Genomic DNA, 16,225 nt, shown 5'->3' with positions numbered 1-16,225 from the left:
AAACGATCCGGGATGAAGGCGTCGTTTACCTTTACCGGACAGGATAACGCGTCAGTCGGACTTCTATGTTACTTTGACAGCCTAGCCAAGTTCGTTGATGAGACTGGCGGACGCGAATTTCCTTGGCTTTCGAGATGCCAGCTAAACGCTGCGCCTGCACTGACCGTGCCCCGGTGTGTTTGAGCATTTAAAACTGGAAAAACAGGCATGTTACAGCACCTGAAGTGGAGTTGACTGATCTGAGCCTCGTGGATGCTCCTGCTTCCGTAGATGCTATGTAGCCATGGCTATTTTTTGGTAAATTAAAGATTGAAAGTTGAACCCATACGAGGCCCTCGATGAGTCTGGAAATTGGAGTTCTTGTAGCCATGGGGATTGGGATCCTCGGTGCGGCTGCGTTAACAGCCTGGTGTCTCTATTCAAGATATTGCGAAAAGCTCAATTCCAGAAAATAAACACCTCAAACCCAAGTAGAGAGCTTCATCATAAGTAACAGCGCGATCCAGCGACAAGCTCTTCCCAGTGGGCGGCTCTTAACTGAAATCCCCAAATTCAATCTTCTTAGCGACTTGTGCCACCCATCGGCGCCCCTCGTAAGAATCAAACAAATCTACAGGTTTTTCGCCGCCGAGCGCCTGCACGGGCGAATCCAGCCATTGTTCCGCAAGCTCATGAGAACCCCAGACTGCACGCACTGCACCCAGTATGCGAAGGCTGTCCAGAAGACTCTCCGACTGTCGGGCATTGAGCCGAGTAAAAGAGCCGTATTCTTTGAGACCTTCGAGGTCAGTGTTGAGAGCTCCCGCAAAGAGCTGCCGGTTCTCAAATTGGGCGAGAGCTTGCTGAAGCACTTTGCCGGATATGCCTGTTCGAACCGCCGTTATAAAACACGCTGAATTCTCGAAAACCTTCGGGTCCAACCCTAGCTCGGCTGCGAAGGCATGCATGGGGGCTGTCATGGTACATCTCGATCTTTGGTGGAATCTGTGCACGGTGGAGCTTGAGCCTTAAGCTCTGGCTTCGTCGCCTTCCCTGATTTTATACCATCCCACGCACAGAATTCTCATCAAGGTGTCGTTTAGGCGTGTGTTTGTGTGCGCTGCAATAAAGTCCCAGAAAAGCGCTGTCGTTATGCGCAAAAAGTGTCGGTTCTTACCGGAAAATTCCTTCTGACCAAAGGTCATTTTCCCTCAATTTACTCTGTATGAGGTGCATGAGTTATGAAGAGCTACCAGGGGCATCGTCGAGTTCGAGCAGAGCAGCTTGTGGTCGCACAAAATTTACCGGTGAGTATCCAGAGTTTGTACTCTGATCGCCGATATCGCGTGCGGGGCATTGCTGACTGGCCGTCAGAAATTATTTATCATTACATAGTGTTGCATCCGCCGGTCGTAATAAGGCGTGATGGTTTCTACCACGCTATTGGTAATCTGCGCTCGGTCGAATTGACCGGGTACCTACACCCAAAAGCTTGGGTCCCTGTCTTGGAGCATGCCCCGGTTCCACTGCGAAAAATGGAGGCAGAATCGGTAGCACTGGAGTTCCTCTCGACGACCTTTGGTGCTCTGGAGCCCATCGCCTTTGAGCAATCTGCGCTGTCGCTCTGGGAGTTGTATAAGAAACACGAAAATTTCCCCGCCCTGATTTCTACCAAGCAGGCTCTGGCGCGCTTCCTTGCTGTCAATCGTAGGAGGCTCTCTCAACCAGCTCAACCAATGCCTCAGAAAACCCACCCGACATTTCGCCGTCCGGAGTAACTCTAATGACTATGAGGTCTTCAGTTGCGGACGCTCCGCAGATGCTTGAAAACTTGATCCAGCCGCCGCCCGATCGACGTTTTATCACCCAAATTGCGCCAGTGATTGCCAAAATCCTGGGCGTGATGCGAGAAATGCCGCTGTCGGACTATGGACTTGATGATATTTCAGGTTGCCTGGATGAGATGACTAAACTATGCCAGGCCATTGAACTGGGTGAGGAGTTAGTGCCTTCAGCCTGGACCGAAAAGCCTGTCTTTTCCCGGGGCTCATACATTACTGATTATCCCCTCTATGCGGCTCTGGACCATTTTTCTCGGCGTTCAGAGTATTCCCCGGCGCGAGTGGTATTGGCCGCGCATGTAATCCTGTCGATCTATATGGGTCGGCCGGTGGGTGCGGAAGAGGAAGTCTCCAAGCCTATCCCCGAGACAAATATCTTGTCGGCCTGCCGCGAAATCCGGTTACTGCAGGACAGATATCTACAGCGACTTGGTGATGTGTCAATTGAGCGACAAGCTGTCTATGAAGACCTGGAAGCTTTCATTAGGGTAAACCCCAAAGGAATTCCTCCCAAGATGCTGGGCCGCTTTCGTAATGTGAAGCGAGTAATCGGATTGTCTTTAGGGCATGAGCGTCCGGAAAAGCGCACCCGGGGACCCAGTGGGCCCCGGCTGTACGTCGATGTCTGTTGGCAGCCGGGTGTCAGCGATATAGATCCAGACGATGGCCTTAAGTCAGAGACTATGCCCACGATCGCAGCACACTCGCATACTGATGAGGAAACGCTGCACGGAGCTGTCCAGGAAGGGTTATCGACGTCAGATGTGGTCAGTACTAACACGGTTCAATGTTTGAATACTCGGTACGCAAGCAAAAAGGGGGAGAGCCCTGAGCACGGGTTGTATCAGCAGCGTGCGGTGGCCAACCAGATAAAACGTCAAGCACAGCTCCTCCCGGCGCGCTGGGGGCAATTAAGCGAGCTGGATTGTGTCACCTTTCTCGATTGGGTCACGCAGGAAGTGAATCCCGTGACCGTGGCGTTGTTACTCAGCTTTGTCACCGGCAGACCTTTGGATCAAGTCGCTGAAACTAAGCTGGTTAATGAGGACAGTCTTATCCCCCAGTCACACGCCGAAAGCTACATTTCGCTTTGCGCCGAGTCTCAAACCTGGATATCGAAACCGCCGCTACCAGAGCGAACGAGATCCATGCGAGCGAACTGGCATCAGAATCTCGCACCGACAACCGAGAATCTCATGCTGCCTATCCCAGACCTTCTTTGGGAGCTGCTGAATCAATTTCTGGAAGAGTTCTCAGGAAACTGGGCCGGCAATTTATTTACGAAGGCCCAAAAGCGCTCGTTGATAACCCGGGCGAAAGAAGCGTTGCGCGACGGGATACGGCGAAAGGACGCAGGATTGACCGTGACGCGAATTCAGCGACACCTTTTCAATCTCCTGGTCAGCAGGGGAGGTGACATCGCAGATGCAGTTTTGATTACCGGAACGGCGCCACCATACGGGCAGGCAACAGCCCTTTACTATTATCAAGCAGACGTCGGACACCTCGAGTGTGTTTACCTGGATGCCATGGACCGCGTGCCGGGCCTGCAGCGCCGGAATCCAGATAGCATGCGGCAGGCGAAGATGATTGAGGAATCAGTCGGGTCGCCGTTCTACCCAAGGCCGGAGCGACTTCCCTTTTTGGTGAGTGATCTCACGGCCGAACTGGAGCGCTTACGGTCTATGCCACCATCACGACAATCGTTGGCAGATTTTCATAACAGCTACACCGTTTACACCGCACTTTTCGCCGCTTTCGCGACAGGCTACCGGAGCGTGAAATTCCCAGTTTCCCGAGAGTCGGATATCGACGAGAAGAGTGGATTCCTGGTGGTCGCTGACAAGGTGGGTGACGATATGAGCCACTCGCGCCTGGTCCCGCTGGTACCCGTTCTGCTCGAACACCTGAGGCTTTACAGAGAACATCGCGAAACTCTGATCCGCCGCTTGTGGGGGTTCCAAAAACAGCCAGCACCTGAGCATTTCATGTTTTTCGTGAGTCGTAAAAATACCGAGGTTTCCCCGATAACCCCCAGCACACTTGGCTCCCATGCCCAGTGGGCCTACGATCTGCCCCTTAATGCTAATCGTCACTTTCTGCGCACCGAGCTGCGTGCACGTGGTGTTTCTGGCGAACACGTTGATGTTTTTATGGGGCACTGGTCCCAAGGACAAGAGCCTTACGGTAAATTTTCCAGTTTTTCTTATCGTGACTATCGCAGCCAAATCGTTCCTGTCCTGGAAAAAATCGTGGCAGATATGGGTTGGGAGCCCAGGGAGGGTCGGTTATGACGAAGGCTATCCCTACAGACCGGTCCCTTCATGGAGATGAATACCGGGGAGGAAACCGATTTAATGCCCAAGCCAAGGATCGGGAGAGGGCGTGCGCTCTGGATATCATCCGCACGGAGTTTCCGGAGATTTACGCGCCGTCTAAGGATAAATTGATTTCGAATACGGAAGTCGATGCTCTTCTTGAGCGCGTCAGTGATGGACAACCGGGGCAGGAAAAGCGGGCTCGACACAATGCGGTTGTGGCATTTCTGAGAGCAGGAGCTAGCAATCATTGCTGGGACGTTGAGATTCCAGCGTATGCGGTGATGGCGCAGAGTGAAAAAGCTGTCGCGCATCCGCAATCGTTCGCCAAACTCCCACCTTACCGTGCAATGGTCGATACATTCATGGAATCACTGGAGGTATCGACACCGTCTGCTAGCTGTCTCGATGAAAATCTCCTGCGTTATGAGGCGGGCCAACTCATTTTTTCCATGATCAGTCAGGGCGGCCTTCATCACCGGCTTTGGTTGCAGAAGACCGTTGAGGCATTGCCCTTGGGTGTCGTGGGCCGAGGCCAGCTGATATGGCTGGATGTGGAGTGCGGGTCGCAACTGCGGCGCTGGTTTCCGGATCCAATCAGCGCTCTTCTGATTCGGCGATGGTTTCGCCGTTGGCAGCAGCAGTGGCCTGATGCAACGCCAGAGCAATTGCTGAATGTGTTTTTGGCGACAGCACCGGCTTCACCAACAGCATCGGCCATGCCCAAAAGCTTTCGTGCAATATCGAGCGCGGCGGTGACCGCGTCCAGCACCTATCACTCCGGAGTCATTCGTAATTACCAAACCACGCGAAACGCCAGTGTTTCGTTACCGGAAACCGCGTGGCGGCGTCTCCAGACGAAAGAAGTACCCCGGCGAACTCAAAGCGAGCCACATGAGTCAACGCATTTATCGCATACGACACCTGTCGTGGATACCTCGGTACTGGTGGGAGAGGGTACTGATGATGGACTGGTCACATTGGACCGCGTTCGAAAAGCGTTAAGTTCCATACAGAACGGCAAAGCACCCACCAGAAAAATGATGGCGGAGTCTTTGACCCAAGTTGCCGCCAATCAGCGTCTGGCACCGATAGTTCGAGTGCTTAGTTTATGGTGTCGCGACTTGATAACCAGTCGCCTGAAATCGGGCAAAAGCAAATTAACAGTCAGTTCAGCCAAGACCTATTTGTCGAGAATTGGGCCGCCACTCGCAGTGGCGCTTGCCAGGGTCACAGATCTCAATGAGCTGGGAGATGACGATTGGGAGTTCATTTATGAGGGGCTGATCGGCAGCGCCAAATCATCGAGTCACGGGTTGAACCGGGCCATACAGGCCAGAAGATTTCACCAGTTTCTGGTGGATCATTTCGCATTCCCCGAGGTTCACATAGAAGGGGGGGCAGGAGGAGGACGAGTTGTCGATGCAGACATACTGACGGCGGCAGAATACATGAGGGCAAAACAAATACTGCAACTGCACAGCGCTGATTCTCGGATGGCACGTATCCGGACTTTGGTGCTGACGCTCGGGTTTCGCTGTGGTCTTCGGCGCGGCGAGGTTCAAAAAATCCAGCTTAGGGATTTGCCCGGGGTTTCTGAGCCAGAACTGGAGAATCCCCAGCTGCTGATTCGTCCCAGCGCATTCGGAAGCGTCAAAACCAATGCGGCGATACGGCGGCTCCCCCTGTCGGTTTTATTGACCGCGGAGGAACTGAGAGAACTCCGCTATTGGACGCAGCAGCGGCTATCGGAGCAGGTGGCACCGCAGCCTATGGAGTTACTGTTTTGTAAGCGTCATCAATCCCAGCGCGTGCTGTCCTCTCTGGAGCTGTTTGATCCGATCCAGGAAGCAATGCAGATGGCCTCCGGCACGAAACTGCGATTTCATCATCTGAGGCATGCATTCGCGACGTTTACCGGGCTACGGTTATTGGAGTCGGTTCCGGGCGAATTAATGCGTGAAGCTTGGGCTATGGATGATGAGGGCAAAATCGTGATGCCTCATTGGGGAAAAGATTTTTCAGCACTGGCTGATCTGGCCTCCTCCGGGTCAGCGACAGTAAAGCGCCTTTGGCTTCTGGGCCAGTGGTGTGGTCATGTCACGCCAGGCGAGACACTGAAAAGTTACAGTCATTTGATCGACTGGGTGAGTTTCCATGAGCGTTTAGCGGGCGAGAATACAGCGCTCAGTATTCGCCAGCAGGCGTATTTGTTGGGGGATAGCGTCAAATCCGTTTCGGTATTCAGGACCCGAAACGGCTTGAAGGGCTCTACTAAGGCCATTGAGCTGCTGAGCGCTGCCAACAGTCACTGGCCCGACGGATTCCGCAAAATCAGAGAGGACAGATTACAAACCTATCGGTCCCCAATTGTTCCGGGTCAGGTATTGGAAGAAGCGGTGAAGCCCAATATAACGGCCATGAAGCTTTACAATATCTTCCAGAGAATCGGTGCCCTCCAGGCTCGTGGTAAAAGCGAGACTAAAGCCATAGAGGAGTCTGCAGCCTATTACAGTCAGGGTGTGGAAGACTTAGCGCAGTGGCATCAGCGGGCCATGCAAATGATGAATGACCCGTCAGATAAAAAAGCGCCCATAGATAAAGCCGGAAAGCCGAGGGAAAACATTCCACCTGAGGTCATTCACCGTCGATGGTCGGTGGACCATCAAAGCAAACTGGCCAATCCCTTTGTAGAGAGTTCGGGACAGCCGAGTGCTACCCGCCCTGAATTGATCCAGTGTCCTGCGCCACCGACGCCCCATGTTGCCCAGGAATACTGCGAGGCAGTCTTCGAGCGACTGGTATCCTGGTCGGACTCAGAGCCACAGGCATTCAGTGAGGCCATGAATGCCGTTCAGAATGCGATGCAGCGCAGCCATCCGCAGATCTCGTTCCGCTCGGACGAAAATAAAAAACGATACCGGCAACTGTTGCGCCAGGCGAATTTGTGTCATCTGGTGAGAGTGCATGTCAAGCCACCACCGACCCGCGACTATAAACAAGACAAACTCAAAAACCATTGGGCTGCGGAACTCGGCGTCAGTCGCGTCAGGGTGAAACTCTTGAGCGAGTCGGCGAAAAGTGACCGATCGGAATGGGGTGTGGGACAAATCAACATCATTCCGGATGCGTCCCTCGGGGACGCCGCCAGACAGATGACAATGAGTACGGTCCGGTTTGCGATTTTTATGGCTGCTGTCGTGTTTGAGGGGGAATTGGCGATTGATAAAAAGCGGCGGGAAGCATCCGTGTGGTCGCTTACCGAGTTACGATCGAGTGTGTTTGCTCGCCAATGAAGCCAATGACCGCGGCTGATACAGTGCCAGTAGTTTCTCTTGCAAAATCACCAGCGCATCAAGCTTTTGCTCAATTCGCTTTAGACGCTCGGCCGTCAGGGGGTTCTGTTGTATGCCGCAGGCGATAGGGTTTGCGGTGGTTACGGCCATGGCATCCACTGCGCGGATAAGGCGCCGCTGATCCTCGCCGGTCTTGTAAGCCAACTCTCCGCGTTTCATCCGCCGGTAAAGCGTCTTAGTGCTGCAGCCTGCCAGTCGGGCCGCATCCTTGACGTTGAGATATTCGTCTGTCATTTGCAAAGACTCTCATAATGGAATGGTACACGTCGCAAGACGACTCTGGGACACGGCCCGGGCCTAGACCAGAACCGTGTCCCGCGGAGGGTCACAGTGAAACTCGGTGTGGCAGCCAGAAACGGCTTGGTGGGCCAACCCCCTGTGTTTTGGCAAAACGCTGCCAGTGTGGCCGCTCTGAAAAGGCCTTGGCGCGAACCTGAAGCGCAGAATTCATCCTGTCGGCATAAGCGATGGCCATAACGCCCGGTAGCAGTGGGCGATGACCCTCCTGCGTGACCTGTGAGCTCAGCAGGTAGCGGATCGCCAGCGCCCCATCCGGCCACTGTCGATCCAGCCATGCCAGGGCCTCAGCAAGGATCTCCAGCGTCCATTGTTCATGCCGAAGGACAAAGCCGGCGCCAGTTTTACCGTTTTCATCAAAACAGCGGATTTTTCCGATGTCGTGCATCAAACCGGCTATCGCACACAGCCATGTCTCCCGATCATCCATATTAGGCAAGGCCTGCAGAGTCAGTTTCGCCACCGCCAGGCTGTGTTCGGCAAGTCCTCCTAAAAAGGCGTGATGATGGTCTGCACTTGCTCGGGCGCGAAAAAAGGGAATGCCGATGTCGGGACGTCCCAGGACCTGCCACGTGAACTGTCTCAGGACTGGGATGGGACACGTCCTGACCCAGGTCTCGGCATCATCAACGAGGTCTGGCCTCGCCAGGTGCGAGCCCGGCAGGTGATCCAATGTATCCAGAGAATTTAAACGGTTGAGCTTGCATCCCGTAACGGGCTCCCCCGCCGATGACTGTAGTGGCTCGAACACCAGTTGAACGGCTCCCCAGCTGATATCCGGAAGCGGATCACCCTGGCTGCCCGGTTCAAAGATCGCATCAATTTCTTCGCAGCGGTTTTGCAGAGACATTTTCAAGGTGGCTCGACCAAAGTCCGCCTCCAGAATGGCCACCTCCGTGATGGTGCCGATAAAGGTGCTCAGCCCCTGCTTTGTCTCCACAGAGTTAAGACCTGTCATAGGTTGGCCTCCATACTTAGCAGTTCACGCTCAAGGCGATCTAATAGCCAAGGCAGCAAAAGTCGGACGCCTTCGTCATCAGGTGTCATCAGGGTGTTCTTGATCCAGGTCTCCAGCGCCTGGGTGTTGTCCCTTTCCCAGCCAAAGCCGAGGAAACAGACCAGAGAGTCATCCTGAGGGATACGCAGGCAAGCCTGCAGTGCCCTGGCGAGTCGACCCAATACAGCGCGAGGTGGTAGTTGGCAGCGCTCGGAGACGTACATGGCTGGGTGGCTGCTCATGTCTGGTCCTCCTCGGTCAGTAATTCAGATTCGGTGCTGTTTATCATCTCTCTGGCAAGCAGTCGCTCAAAGGCAGATCCGTCTCGTCGAGTCAGGTTGGGCACGTAACGCGAGTACACCCGGAACAGCATTTCTGTCGTTGTATGGCCCATCTGGCGCGCAATCCACTCCGGATTCTCGCCGGCGGCCAACCACAACGTGGCTGCCGTATGCCGTGTCTGGTAAGGACGCCGCTTCCGCAAACCAAGGTGGCGGAGCAGGGGATACCAGACCCGTTTGGTGACATTATTGTGATTCAGCGGGCCGCCCGTCCGGGTACAGAAAACAAAGTCCATGTTCCCCGTTGCTTTCTTCTGATCGTTCAGCGCATCTATGACAAGCTGAGACATTTCAATCGTGCGGAAGGAGCCATCATTTTTGGTGTGCTCGAGGCGCCCTTGGACCAGGGCCTGGCGAACCAGAATCTGGCGACGCTTGAAATCCACGTGGTCCCACTGAAGCCCGTCTATTTCCCCGGTTCGCATACCGGTGAAGAATCGAACCACGTAGTAGTTCCTGAAATCCGGCCGAACGGTATCGATGATCTGTTTGACCTCATCAATACCGAACGGCTCGACATCGGTCCTGGGAATCTTCAGCGATTTAATCCCATGATAGGGTGAGCTAAACTCAAACCGGTTGGCTGCTTCGCTAAGGATCATGCGCAAAGGCGTCATGATTCGGTTGATACGACTGGCTGAAAGATGCTTTCCGCTCCGGGTTGTTACTTTGGCGAGTGAGGCCCGGAAATCGAGAATGTCTTTCTTGGTGATGCGGCCAACCTCTTTTTCCCCGAAATAGGGGTTGAGGTAGTTTTTCAATGTTCCCTCCACGGTGGTGATGTGTGACAGGCGCCACTGGATCTTCATTTCGTCGAGCCAGTTTTTCGAGAAGGCTTCGAATAACGGCGTGTCTTGTGCTTCCCTGGCCCGCTGAACCCCCGCCTGCTTTGTAAATTTCTCGGCGTTGGGGCTGTTTGGAAAGTGGCGGTGGTATTCAAAGGTCCCGAGAGTGATTTCGGCCTCGATTCTTTTGAGGATGCTTTCGAGTTTTTTGCGGTTTGATGTCGTGTTATCCAGAGTGGTTTGTTCCCGACACCGTTTCCCGGCATACCGAAAATCAAAGAAAAGTTTACCTGTTTCCGGTCGTTCTACGATCTTACCCACGACACATACCTCCTCCGGCCATTGGCACGGCATAGGCGTGGTTTCCGGAGTGGTTGAACATGTCCTGTTCAATAACATTCCAGATGTAGAGAATCTTCCGTCCGCCGAACGGCCGAATGTAATGAATACCCTCTAGCAGGACGGAATCTTTCAGCCGTTCGCGGATCGTGCGCACGTCGTACTTAATCCGCTTAGCAAGCTCTTCGGTAGTCAGATACTCCTGTGACATAACTTTTTTCCTCTGCTATCGTTCAGTGCTGGAGGACATACCGCATGATTAGCGCATCAAAATGTCCTCCTGTAGATCATTATGCACTCAGAAAGACCTATTGCAAGTCTTTTTGATCTCCTGCGGGTTATTTTGTTCTTTGGTGGTCCAAATGATTAAGTGCCATCTATCGAAATTGATGGGCGAGAAGAAGCTGAAAATTGTGGATGTTGCGAGGGAGACGGGGGTGAATCGGGGCACCATTACCCGGCTCTATCATGAGACTGCCAGCAGAGTTGAATTGGATGTGGTTGATGCGCTCTGTTCGTATCTGAGATGCGAGGTTGGAGATCTTTTCGAGTTTATTGAGCACCCTTGAGTCAGGTGCTTGAGACATTAATTCTTATGGGCGGAACTCGCCAGCTTCGCTACTTGAGGTCGAAGACCCGGATCTGATTTAAATTTCCCTTCTGCATTTTTCCGCTTTTTCGCTGCTCACACGTTATAGCTACTAAGCCTTCGTGAGTCATCGAAATTCGGGAGATGCCCTTGAGCCTTTGTTGCCAGCCGTTGATTGTTTTGAAAGGTGTGGATTCCAAGCCGCTTCACGGTCGCTATGCAGATCTAAGCAGTGGACTCGACGCGCATGCTTCAATTCAGAGCGGAATGGATCGCTCTGTTGTGATTACCTTTGAGGACGCAAACCGACATCTCATTACTTTGGGGGCAACAGGGACCAGAAAGACCACGTCGGTGCAGGCCCCGGTGATCTTACGAATGATTGACACAGGATGTTCCGGCCTGGTCGTCGACGTGAAAGGTGAGTATCGGCATTTGGCGGAGAAATACCCGGACCGGGTTATGGTTATTGGCGCAGATAAGGATGCCACCCCTTACAACCTTATTCAGGGCCTGTCAGATGAGCAATTCACTGCTTTCCTGAATGAGCACAGGACTAGTACCAAGGAGCCATACTGGGGGGCCATGGGCGTTCAGGACGCGAAATTCGTCCGCAAGACGTACCAGTTGATGGGGCAGGAGCCAACTCTGGCAGACATTGTGGATGCCCTCAAAGATCCACAAACCTTCGTCCGATTATGTGATGCTTTTTTTAAGTACCAGCGCTCATTGCCAGGCGACTACCTGGATCTGTTCAAAGCTGTGAGGTCTAACCGATTCAGCATCCTTGCAATGGGTGATTCCTCGCTTCTGGATGTCGGTTCACCCGGGATGGACGACGTTCAGAAGCAATATAGCTGGCAAACCAATGGTTTGATCAGTGCGCTGGCACCCTTTTCCACCGATGCGTGTTTGAGAGAAAAGTTTTCACCCAAGTGGGCTGAAAATGCTGAAGAGCCGGAGTCGGAAATGCCCCGGATGCAGGACCTTTTGTATCGGGACCGGAAAGTCTTGTTGATGGACATCCCCGTCGATCGGTTCGGTCAAACGGCACATGTCATTTCCAGACTAATGCGTATCCGTCTGGTTTCTGCCATCACTGGTTTTCGTCAACACAGACAGGTGGGCTGCGGCAGAGACTTCTACACCTTCTTTGCGGCTGATGAATATCAGCACCTGATCAACATTGATCAGGAGGGTGCGAGCAACGGTCTGTTCGATGACACGACCTTTTTCGATCGTTGCAGAGGTTATGGACACATTAACGTTGTAGCGACGCAAAGCGTGTCCGCACTGCAGGCGAGGACCAGTGAAAGAGTAGCGGTTGATTGCCTCTTGCAGAACATCGGAACAGTCATTTGCTTTTCCTCTGCAGATCCGGCAACCGACAGGCTTTTGAAAGGCAGAGTTTCGGCATTTGATGCAGAGCAGATCAGCTCGGTCGTAAGAAGCGACTTGTCCGCTGGTGAAGCCTATGTGATCGGTCGCGCCCTCGAAAAGCATGGAAGAGGGACTTTGGTATCTCGTGTGAAGGCCGATTTCATCCCCGGCGCTCCTCACATGAGCCGGTATTTTTCCGGAATGCCTGATCCGATTGCGATTCCTCGATACGAGAGCGTGCCTCGTGTCGTCAAAAATCCGTTTCATGAAACCAATGCAAGGCCTCCAATGGCAGGAGCTTTGGCATTGAAACATTCGTTCAGAGAGGGGTTCAACGGAATTCTTCAGGAGCTTGAGCTCTCACAAGGGGATTTATCGCCGGACAAATACGAGGTTGATGTATTGGTATGCGAAGACGCAAGTTGCTCTGTCATTCTCAAAGGATTCATGGAGGGTTCCATCCCGACTTTGTGGCAGCCAGGTCTTTCCCTTGTAGTCGAGCTCAATGGTGTTCACGGTTGGCGATGTGAAATCCCAATGATCACGATGATGCCCTTTGTTGAATATTACATGCGCCCTTGTGATCGAAGGGTACGAGAGCATGAGCCTCTCCAATCCGGCTTGGCAGGTGATCTTTTGAAGGCGGCAGAGCAGGACGCTGATGATGGAGTGGAGATTGTTCCTGCGGAAGAAGGTGACGAGGTGGAGGAAGCTGCCGTCAGGTTCCTTGTTCGGGATGCTTCAATGTTGTTTCCACAGAAACAATGGGAGTGTGTCTGCGGTTGCCTGGGGCGCCTAGAATCTCAGTACAGCCGTGTTGAACTCCTGGTGTACAGAGACTCGTCGAACCCGGAATCCGAACCACCGAACGATCTCTTCGACGTTTTTTTTGACGATGATTGATTGAGTCGGGTTCGCCATGTAGTGAGAGGAAGGCTGCATCCCCCCCATCCCGTGATTCAATGAAGTAGTTGTCGGGAATCAGGCTGGCACTCGGAGAGGCTCGCAGAGCCTCTCGATGCCTCTGGCATCGTATGTATTAACGTCAGGAGATCGGACATGAGCTCAGTCAAGTCCATTGAAACAGCCGATAAAGGTTCAAGCGTATTGGAAACCAGACAATCAAATCTTAAAGCTCCAGTGGGCCGTCGGAGCAAAAAATTATTGGGAAAGAGAAAAAGTAAGCCGCAAATACAGGATGCATTCAATGTGATGCGACCTTGCGACTGGGAACGTCTGGGGTCTCTTCCGGCTGAATCAGAGCAGGAAGAGGCGTTTATTAAACAAGTGATATTAAATGGTCCAAGCCGATCCCTTCACTCAGGTCGCGAAAATGTTTTAAACGAGATAGCGTCGCTTTTTCACTCGTTCCCAAACTTTTCTGATGTGACGACTCACATCATGGGCCGTTACAAAATTTCGCTCCTCGGCGGCACCCCACTCTCTTTGCCGGTGATCAACCTCCAGGGTCCGCCCGGAATTGGCAAAACAACCTATATCAGGGCAGTTGCAGCTGCACTGGGACAGCCGTTTCATGACCTCAAAATCTCTCAGATGATGGAAAAGTTCGAGCTTGTCGGGATGTCCAAAGGGTGGCGGGGGGCACGCCCTGGAAAGATCGCAAAGATATTATTGGAGGAGGAAGCTAATGAAGGGCAGCCCGTCCTTTTTTTCGACGAGCTATGTATGGCCAAAGACACGGACGACCATTCGGTAATCCACCCGCTGTACACGCTGTTTGATCGGGACAGCGCCGGGTATTTCCGGGACCTGTTTCTGGATATGCCCATGGATACCAGTCATGCCCTCATTTTTTGTGCGACCAACAATTTCGAAGTTCTTCGCCCGGCGCTCAAATCGAGATTGCTGAACTTCGAAATTGAAGCACCGTCGAGCAGCCAGATGCGTCAAATGGCACAGACGCTTTATGCTGAGTGTCTGGAGCAGCTGAATGTTGCGGAGAATTTCCCGAGCCTGTTGGGCAACGATATTCTTCGACGCCTCACACAGGGCTCAATACGAGACATGAAGTTGAATATTGAGCGAGCGATTATCCGCGCTGTCGGGGAGGCGATTCATCAGGATATATTCAGGCTGCTGCCTGAATATATTCCTGCCGCCGATGATGAAAGGTCCGGGATAGGCTTCATATGATTGTGCCCTTCTGGGCGCATTTACGGGGAGGGAAACAACGTGATTCGGGCATGACGGAATCCTGTCTTTTATGAGTCGAGCAATGAAGTCAAAGCTGTCTGCAATATTGATGTCGGAGTATCCCAAACTCTTTTTCCCAAGCGGTCAGTGGGAGATTGAGTGTGGGCGCGGTTGGTTTCCGATCATTCTTGAGTCTCTGGGTTTAATCGACGATATGCGGCGCCGGACTGGTTGGGTTGCAGAAGTCTCCCGGATAGCCGAAAAAGCTGGCAGTTTGCAGATAATCTGCAACCTCCCTTTCCTGTCATACGAACAAATTTTGCTGGAATCCGCCATTGCTCATCTTTCGACGTTAATCTGCGGGGCTTGCGGGAAATCCGCTATTCCTGATCAGAGCGGTCGGTGTGCGACTTGCTCGGGAGACAATCGAAAAGCAATCGGACAAACCCTCTGGCCGGAGAGAGATCCTGCCTCAGGATTGATGGTTTCTGAACGGGAAGGTTTGCAGACCTGTGGGCTGGTAAGGCTGAGCGTGCGTCGAATCTCTCCTGAGATGCAGGGCCAGGCAGAGCTTTTTGCCTTCGAATATCCCGACAACTTGGTTTCGCTGAGATCGGTCGGTCTCCTGGCTCAGGGCAGGTCAAAGGTAAAAAGAGGAACGATTCGGGACTTGCACAATGAAATCCGGGCATTCAGCGCAGCAGGTAAAACACTGTTGGTTTATTCCGACTGTTCCATGGTGGCAATGAAGGTGTTCGAAGGCGTGACTGAAAAATGATTGATGAGGTGGCTGGAGGCATGGATTTGTACATTCTTGATATTGAGGCGAGCGGTCTGGACGACGAGAGCTACCCTATTGAGATTGCCTGGTGTTCCATTGACGGAGACGATTCTTTCTCAACGCTGGTCAATCCTGAAAGTGCGGGAGGCTGGGAGCATTGGGACCATTACGCAGAGGAAGCAATACACGGTATTAGTCGCGAGGAATGTTGTCTTGACGGGGAGAATGTCGTCGTGACGGCACAACGAGCAAAAGCATTGCTGCTGGATCACCAGGTTTTCACCGACGCTGCATACCAGGATCAGTTCTGGCTCGATCGACTATTTGAGGCGGCCGGTGTCAGTTGCGCAGACAGAATCCTGCAATTGGATCAGGCAGTACCCCCGACCCAGCGATTTAATCTGGCTAAATCCTTAGCTGAGATGCATCGGCCGCATAGAGCCCTGAGTGACTGCTTGCTGTTAAGAGACCTTGTTCGAAAATTGAGAGCAACAGCGAATTAGACGGTTCAGTTTGTCCCGTTAGACGGAGAAGTCTGTTGATAATCATTGACGTTGAAGCAAGTGGACTTGGAGATGAAAGTTACCCCATCGAAATTGCCTGGGGTGATCGTTTTAATCCCCTGCGCCATGATTCTTTCCTGATTCGCCCTCCGGAGGAATGGGTTTACTGGGATGACTACGCTCAATCTCATATTCATCATTTATCAAGGGATCGTCTTCGCCGCGAGGGGCTTCCGATAAGAGAGGCTGTTGAGCGCCTGGACCGGAATCTGGCGGGAGTTGAAGTTTATTCTGACTGTGTGTCGGCCGACCGTCCCTGGATAGTGAAGCTATATGGACTTTTAAATCGGGAGCCAACATTCAGGTTTCGCTCGGTTCATAGTCTTCTCCCGCCTGAAAAAGTTGCGGATTACATCAACAGATTCGACTCGACGCACACTGAGCACAGAGCGCTTCCAGATGTGAGAAAGATCATCCGGACGCTCAACTTTTACTCGCCCGGCTGAAAGCAAGAGCGGGAGGAGGCCCCCTGACGGTCCCTCATATGGTCTTAAGATTTCTGCAC

Annotated in this window: 15 protein-coding genes; 9 read left to right on the top strand and 6 right to left on the bottom strand. The window is 52.8% G+C overall.

Annotated elements, in window-relative coordinates; translation table 11 throughout:
• Positions 1–533: 533 nt before the first annotated feature.
• Positions 534–959, bottom strand: coding sequence for an MbcA/ParS/Xre antitoxin family protein (locus CFT65_RS00290; protein WP_088826067.1), 426 nt, complete (start codon positions 957–959; stop codon positions 534–536).
• Between the two features lie 261 nt (positions 960–1,220).
• Here CFT65_RS00290 and CFT65_RS00285 point away from each other — a divergent pair, with 261 nt between their 5' ends.
• Genes CFT65_RS00285 through CFT65_RS00275 form a run of 3 tightly spaced genes read left to right on the top strand, consistent with a single transcriptional unit; the run spans position 1,221 to position 7,434 of the window.
• Positions 1,221–1,757 carry a hypothetical protein gene (locus CFT65_RS00285; RefSeq protein WP_088826066.1) on the top strand — a complete coding sequence of 179 codons (537 nt, stop codon included), beginning with the start codon at positions 1,221–1,223 and terminating at the stop codon, positions 1,755–1,757.
• Positions 1,758–1,798: 41 nt separating this feature from the next.
• Positions 1,799–4,114, top strand: a complete 2,316-nt coding sequence (locus tag CFT65_RS00280; protein ID WP_141103790.1) for a site-specific integrase — start codon at positions 1,799–1,801, stop codon at positions 4,112–4,114.
• Positions 4,111–7,434, top strand: a complete 3,324-nt coding sequence (locus tag CFT65_RS00275) for a tyrosine-type recombinase/integrase (RefSeq protein WP_088826064.1) — start codon at positions 4,111–4,113, stop codon at positions 7,432–7,434. The genes CFT65_RS00280 and CFT65_RS00275 overlap by 4 nt, the downstream gene beginning before the upstream one ends.
• On the opposite strand, the gene CFT65_RS00270 is transcribed toward CFT65_RS00275, so the two are convergent.
• The 5 genes from CFT65_RS00270 to CFT65_RS00250 form a co-directional block, all read right to left on the bottom strand.
• On the bottom strand, positions 7,405–7,728 hold the full coding sequence (locus CFT65_RS00270) for a helix-turn-helix transcriptional regulator (protein ID WP_088826063.1): 324 nt from the start codon (positions 7,726–7,728) through the stop codon (positions 7,405–7,407). The genes CFT65_RS00275 and CFT65_RS00270 overlap by 30 nt on opposite strands.
• A 91-nt stretch (positions 7,729–7,819) precedes the next feature.
• The gene (locus tag CFT65_RS00265) at positions 7,820–8,749 is read right to left on the bottom strand and encodes an HD domain-containing protein (protein ID WP_088826062.1); all 930 of its coding nucleotides are present in this window, start codon (positions 8,747–8,749) and stop codon (positions 7,820–7,822) included.
• The gene (locus CFT65_RS00260; protein ID WP_088826061.1) at positions 8,746–9,030 is read right to left on the bottom strand and encodes a hypothetical protein; all 285 of its coding nucleotides are present in this window, start codon (positions 9,028–9,030) and stop codon (positions 8,746–8,748) included. Before CFT65_RS00260 ends, CFT65_RS00265 begins: the two co-directional genes overlap by 4 nt.
• Positions 9,027–10,235 (bottom strand): Arm DNA-binding domain-containing protein, encoded by a 1,209-nt coding sequence (locus CFT65_RS00255; RefSeq protein ID WP_088826060.1) that lies wholly within the window; start codon positions 10,233–10,235, stop codon positions 9,027–9,029. Before CFT65_RS00255 ends, CFT65_RS00260 begins: the two co-directional genes overlap by 4 nt.
• Positions 10,228–10,464, bottom strand: a complete 237-nt coding sequence (locus CFT65_RS00250; protein ID WP_088826059.1) for a hypothetical protein — start codon at positions 10,462–10,464, stop codon at positions 10,228–10,230. The genes CFT65_RS00255 and CFT65_RS00250 overlap by 8 nt, the downstream gene beginning before the upstream one ends.
• 151 nt (positions 10,465–10,615) lie before the next feature.
• Here CFT65_RS00250 and CFT65_RS00245 point away from each other — a divergent pair, with 151 nt between their 5' ends.
• The 6 genes from CFT65_RS00245 to CFT65_RS00220 all read left to right on the top strand — a co-directional run bounded on the left by CFT65_RS00245 (position 10,616) and on the right by CFT65_RS00220 (position 16,166).
• On the top strand, positions 10,616–10,822 hold the full coding sequence (locus CFT65_RS00245) for a helix-turn-helix domain-containing protein (RefSeq protein ID WP_088828104.1): 207 nt from the start codon (positions 10,616–10,618) through the stop codon (positions 10,820–10,822).
• Positions 10,823–10,992: 170 nt separating this feature from the next.
• Positions 10,993–13,125, top strand: a complete 2,133-nt coding sequence (locus CFT65_RS00240) for a DUF853 family protein (protein WP_172408394.1) — start codon at positions 10,993–10,995, stop codon at positions 13,123–13,125.
• Positions 13,126–13,281: 156 nt separating this feature from the next.
• A complete protein-coding gene (locus CFT65_RS00235) occupies positions 13,282–14,376 on the top strand; it encodes an ATP-binding protein (protein ID WP_088826057.1) in 1,095 nt (364 codons plus the stop codon).
• 82 nt (positions 14,377–14,458) lie between these two features.
• Positions 14,459–15,154: a hypothetical protein gene (locus CFT65_RS00230; protein WP_088826056.1), complete on the top strand. Its 696-nt coding sequence runs from the start codon at positions 14,459–14,461 to the stop codon at positions 15,152–15,154.
• The gene (locus CFT65_RS00225) at positions 15,151–15,660 is read left to right on the top strand and encodes a hypothetical protein (protein WP_088826055.1); all 510 of its coding nucleotides are present in this window, start codon (positions 15,151–15,153) and stop codon (positions 15,658–15,660) included. Before CFT65_RS00230 ends, CFT65_RS00225 begins: the two co-directional genes overlap by 4 nt.
• Positions 15,661–15,695: 35 nt before the next feature.
• Positions 15,696–16,166 (top strand): hypothetical protein, encoded by a 471-nt coding sequence (locus CFT65_RS00220; protein ID WP_088826054.1) that lies wholly within the window; start codon positions 15,696–15,698, stop codon positions 16,164–16,166.
• Positions 16,167–16,225 lie beyond the last annotated feature (59 nt).

It is taken from the genome of Marinobacter sp. es.048 (assembly GCF_900188435.1).
Classification (GTDB): Bacteria; Pseudomonadota; Gammaproteobacteria; order Pseudomonadales; family Oleiphilaceae; genus Marinobacter.
This window is presented reverse-complemented; position numbering and strand designations above follow the sequence as displayed.

What these genes read in the sequence shown, in the direction of transcription:
- CFT65_RS00290 (WP_088826067.1), bottom strand. Translation starts at nt 959, where the DNA reads ATGACAGCCCCCATGCATGCCTTCGCAGCCGAGCTAGGGTTGGACCCG.
- CFT65_RS00285 (WP_088826066.1), top strand. Translation starts at nt 1,221, where the DNA reads ATGAAGAGCTACCAGGGGCATCGTCGAGTTCGAGCAGAGCAGCTTGTG.
- CFT65_RS00280 (WP_141103790.1), top strand. Translation starts at nt 1,799, where the DNA reads ATGCTTGAAAACTTGATCCAGCCGCCGCCCGATCGACGTTTTATCACC.
- CFT65_RS00275 (WP_088826064.1), top strand. Translation starts at nt 4,111, where the DNA reads ATGACGAAGGCTATCCCTACAGACCGGTCCCTTCATGGAGATGAATAC.
- CFT65_RS00270 (WP_088826063.1), bottom strand. Translation starts at nt 7,728, where the DNA reads ATGACAGACGAATATCTCAACGTCAAGGATGCGGCCCGACTGGCAGGC.
- CFT65_RS00265 (WP_088826062.1), bottom strand. Translation starts at nt 8,749, where the DNA reads ATGACAGGTCTTAACTCTGTGGAGACAAAGCAGGGGCTGAGCACCTTT.
- CFT65_RS00260 (WP_088826061.1), bottom strand. Translation starts at nt 9,030, where the DNA reads ATGAGCAGCCACCCAGCCATGTACGTCTCCGAGCGCTGCCAACTACCA.
- CFT65_RS00250 (WP_088826059.1), bottom strand. Translation starts at nt 10,464, where the DNA reads ATGTCACAGGAGTATCTGACTACCGAAGAGCTTGCTAAGCGGATTAAG.
- CFT65_RS00245 (WP_088828104.1), top strand. Translation starts at nt 10,616, where the DNA reads ATGATTAAGTGCCATCTATCGAAATTGATGGGCGAGAAGAAGCTGAAA.
- CFT65_RS00235 (WP_088826057.1), top strand. Translation starts at nt 13,282, where the DNA reads ATGAGCTCAGTCAAGTCCATTGAAACAGCCGATAAAGGTTCAAGCGTA.
- CFT65_RS00230 (WP_088826056.1), top strand. Translation starts at nt 14,459, where the DNA reads ATGAAGTCAAAGCTGTCTGCAATATTGATGTCGGAGTATCCCAAACTC.
- CFT65_RS00225 (WP_088826055.1), top strand. Translation starts at nt 15,151, where the DNA reads ATGATTGATGAGGTGGCTGGAGGCATGGATTTGTACATTCTTGATATT.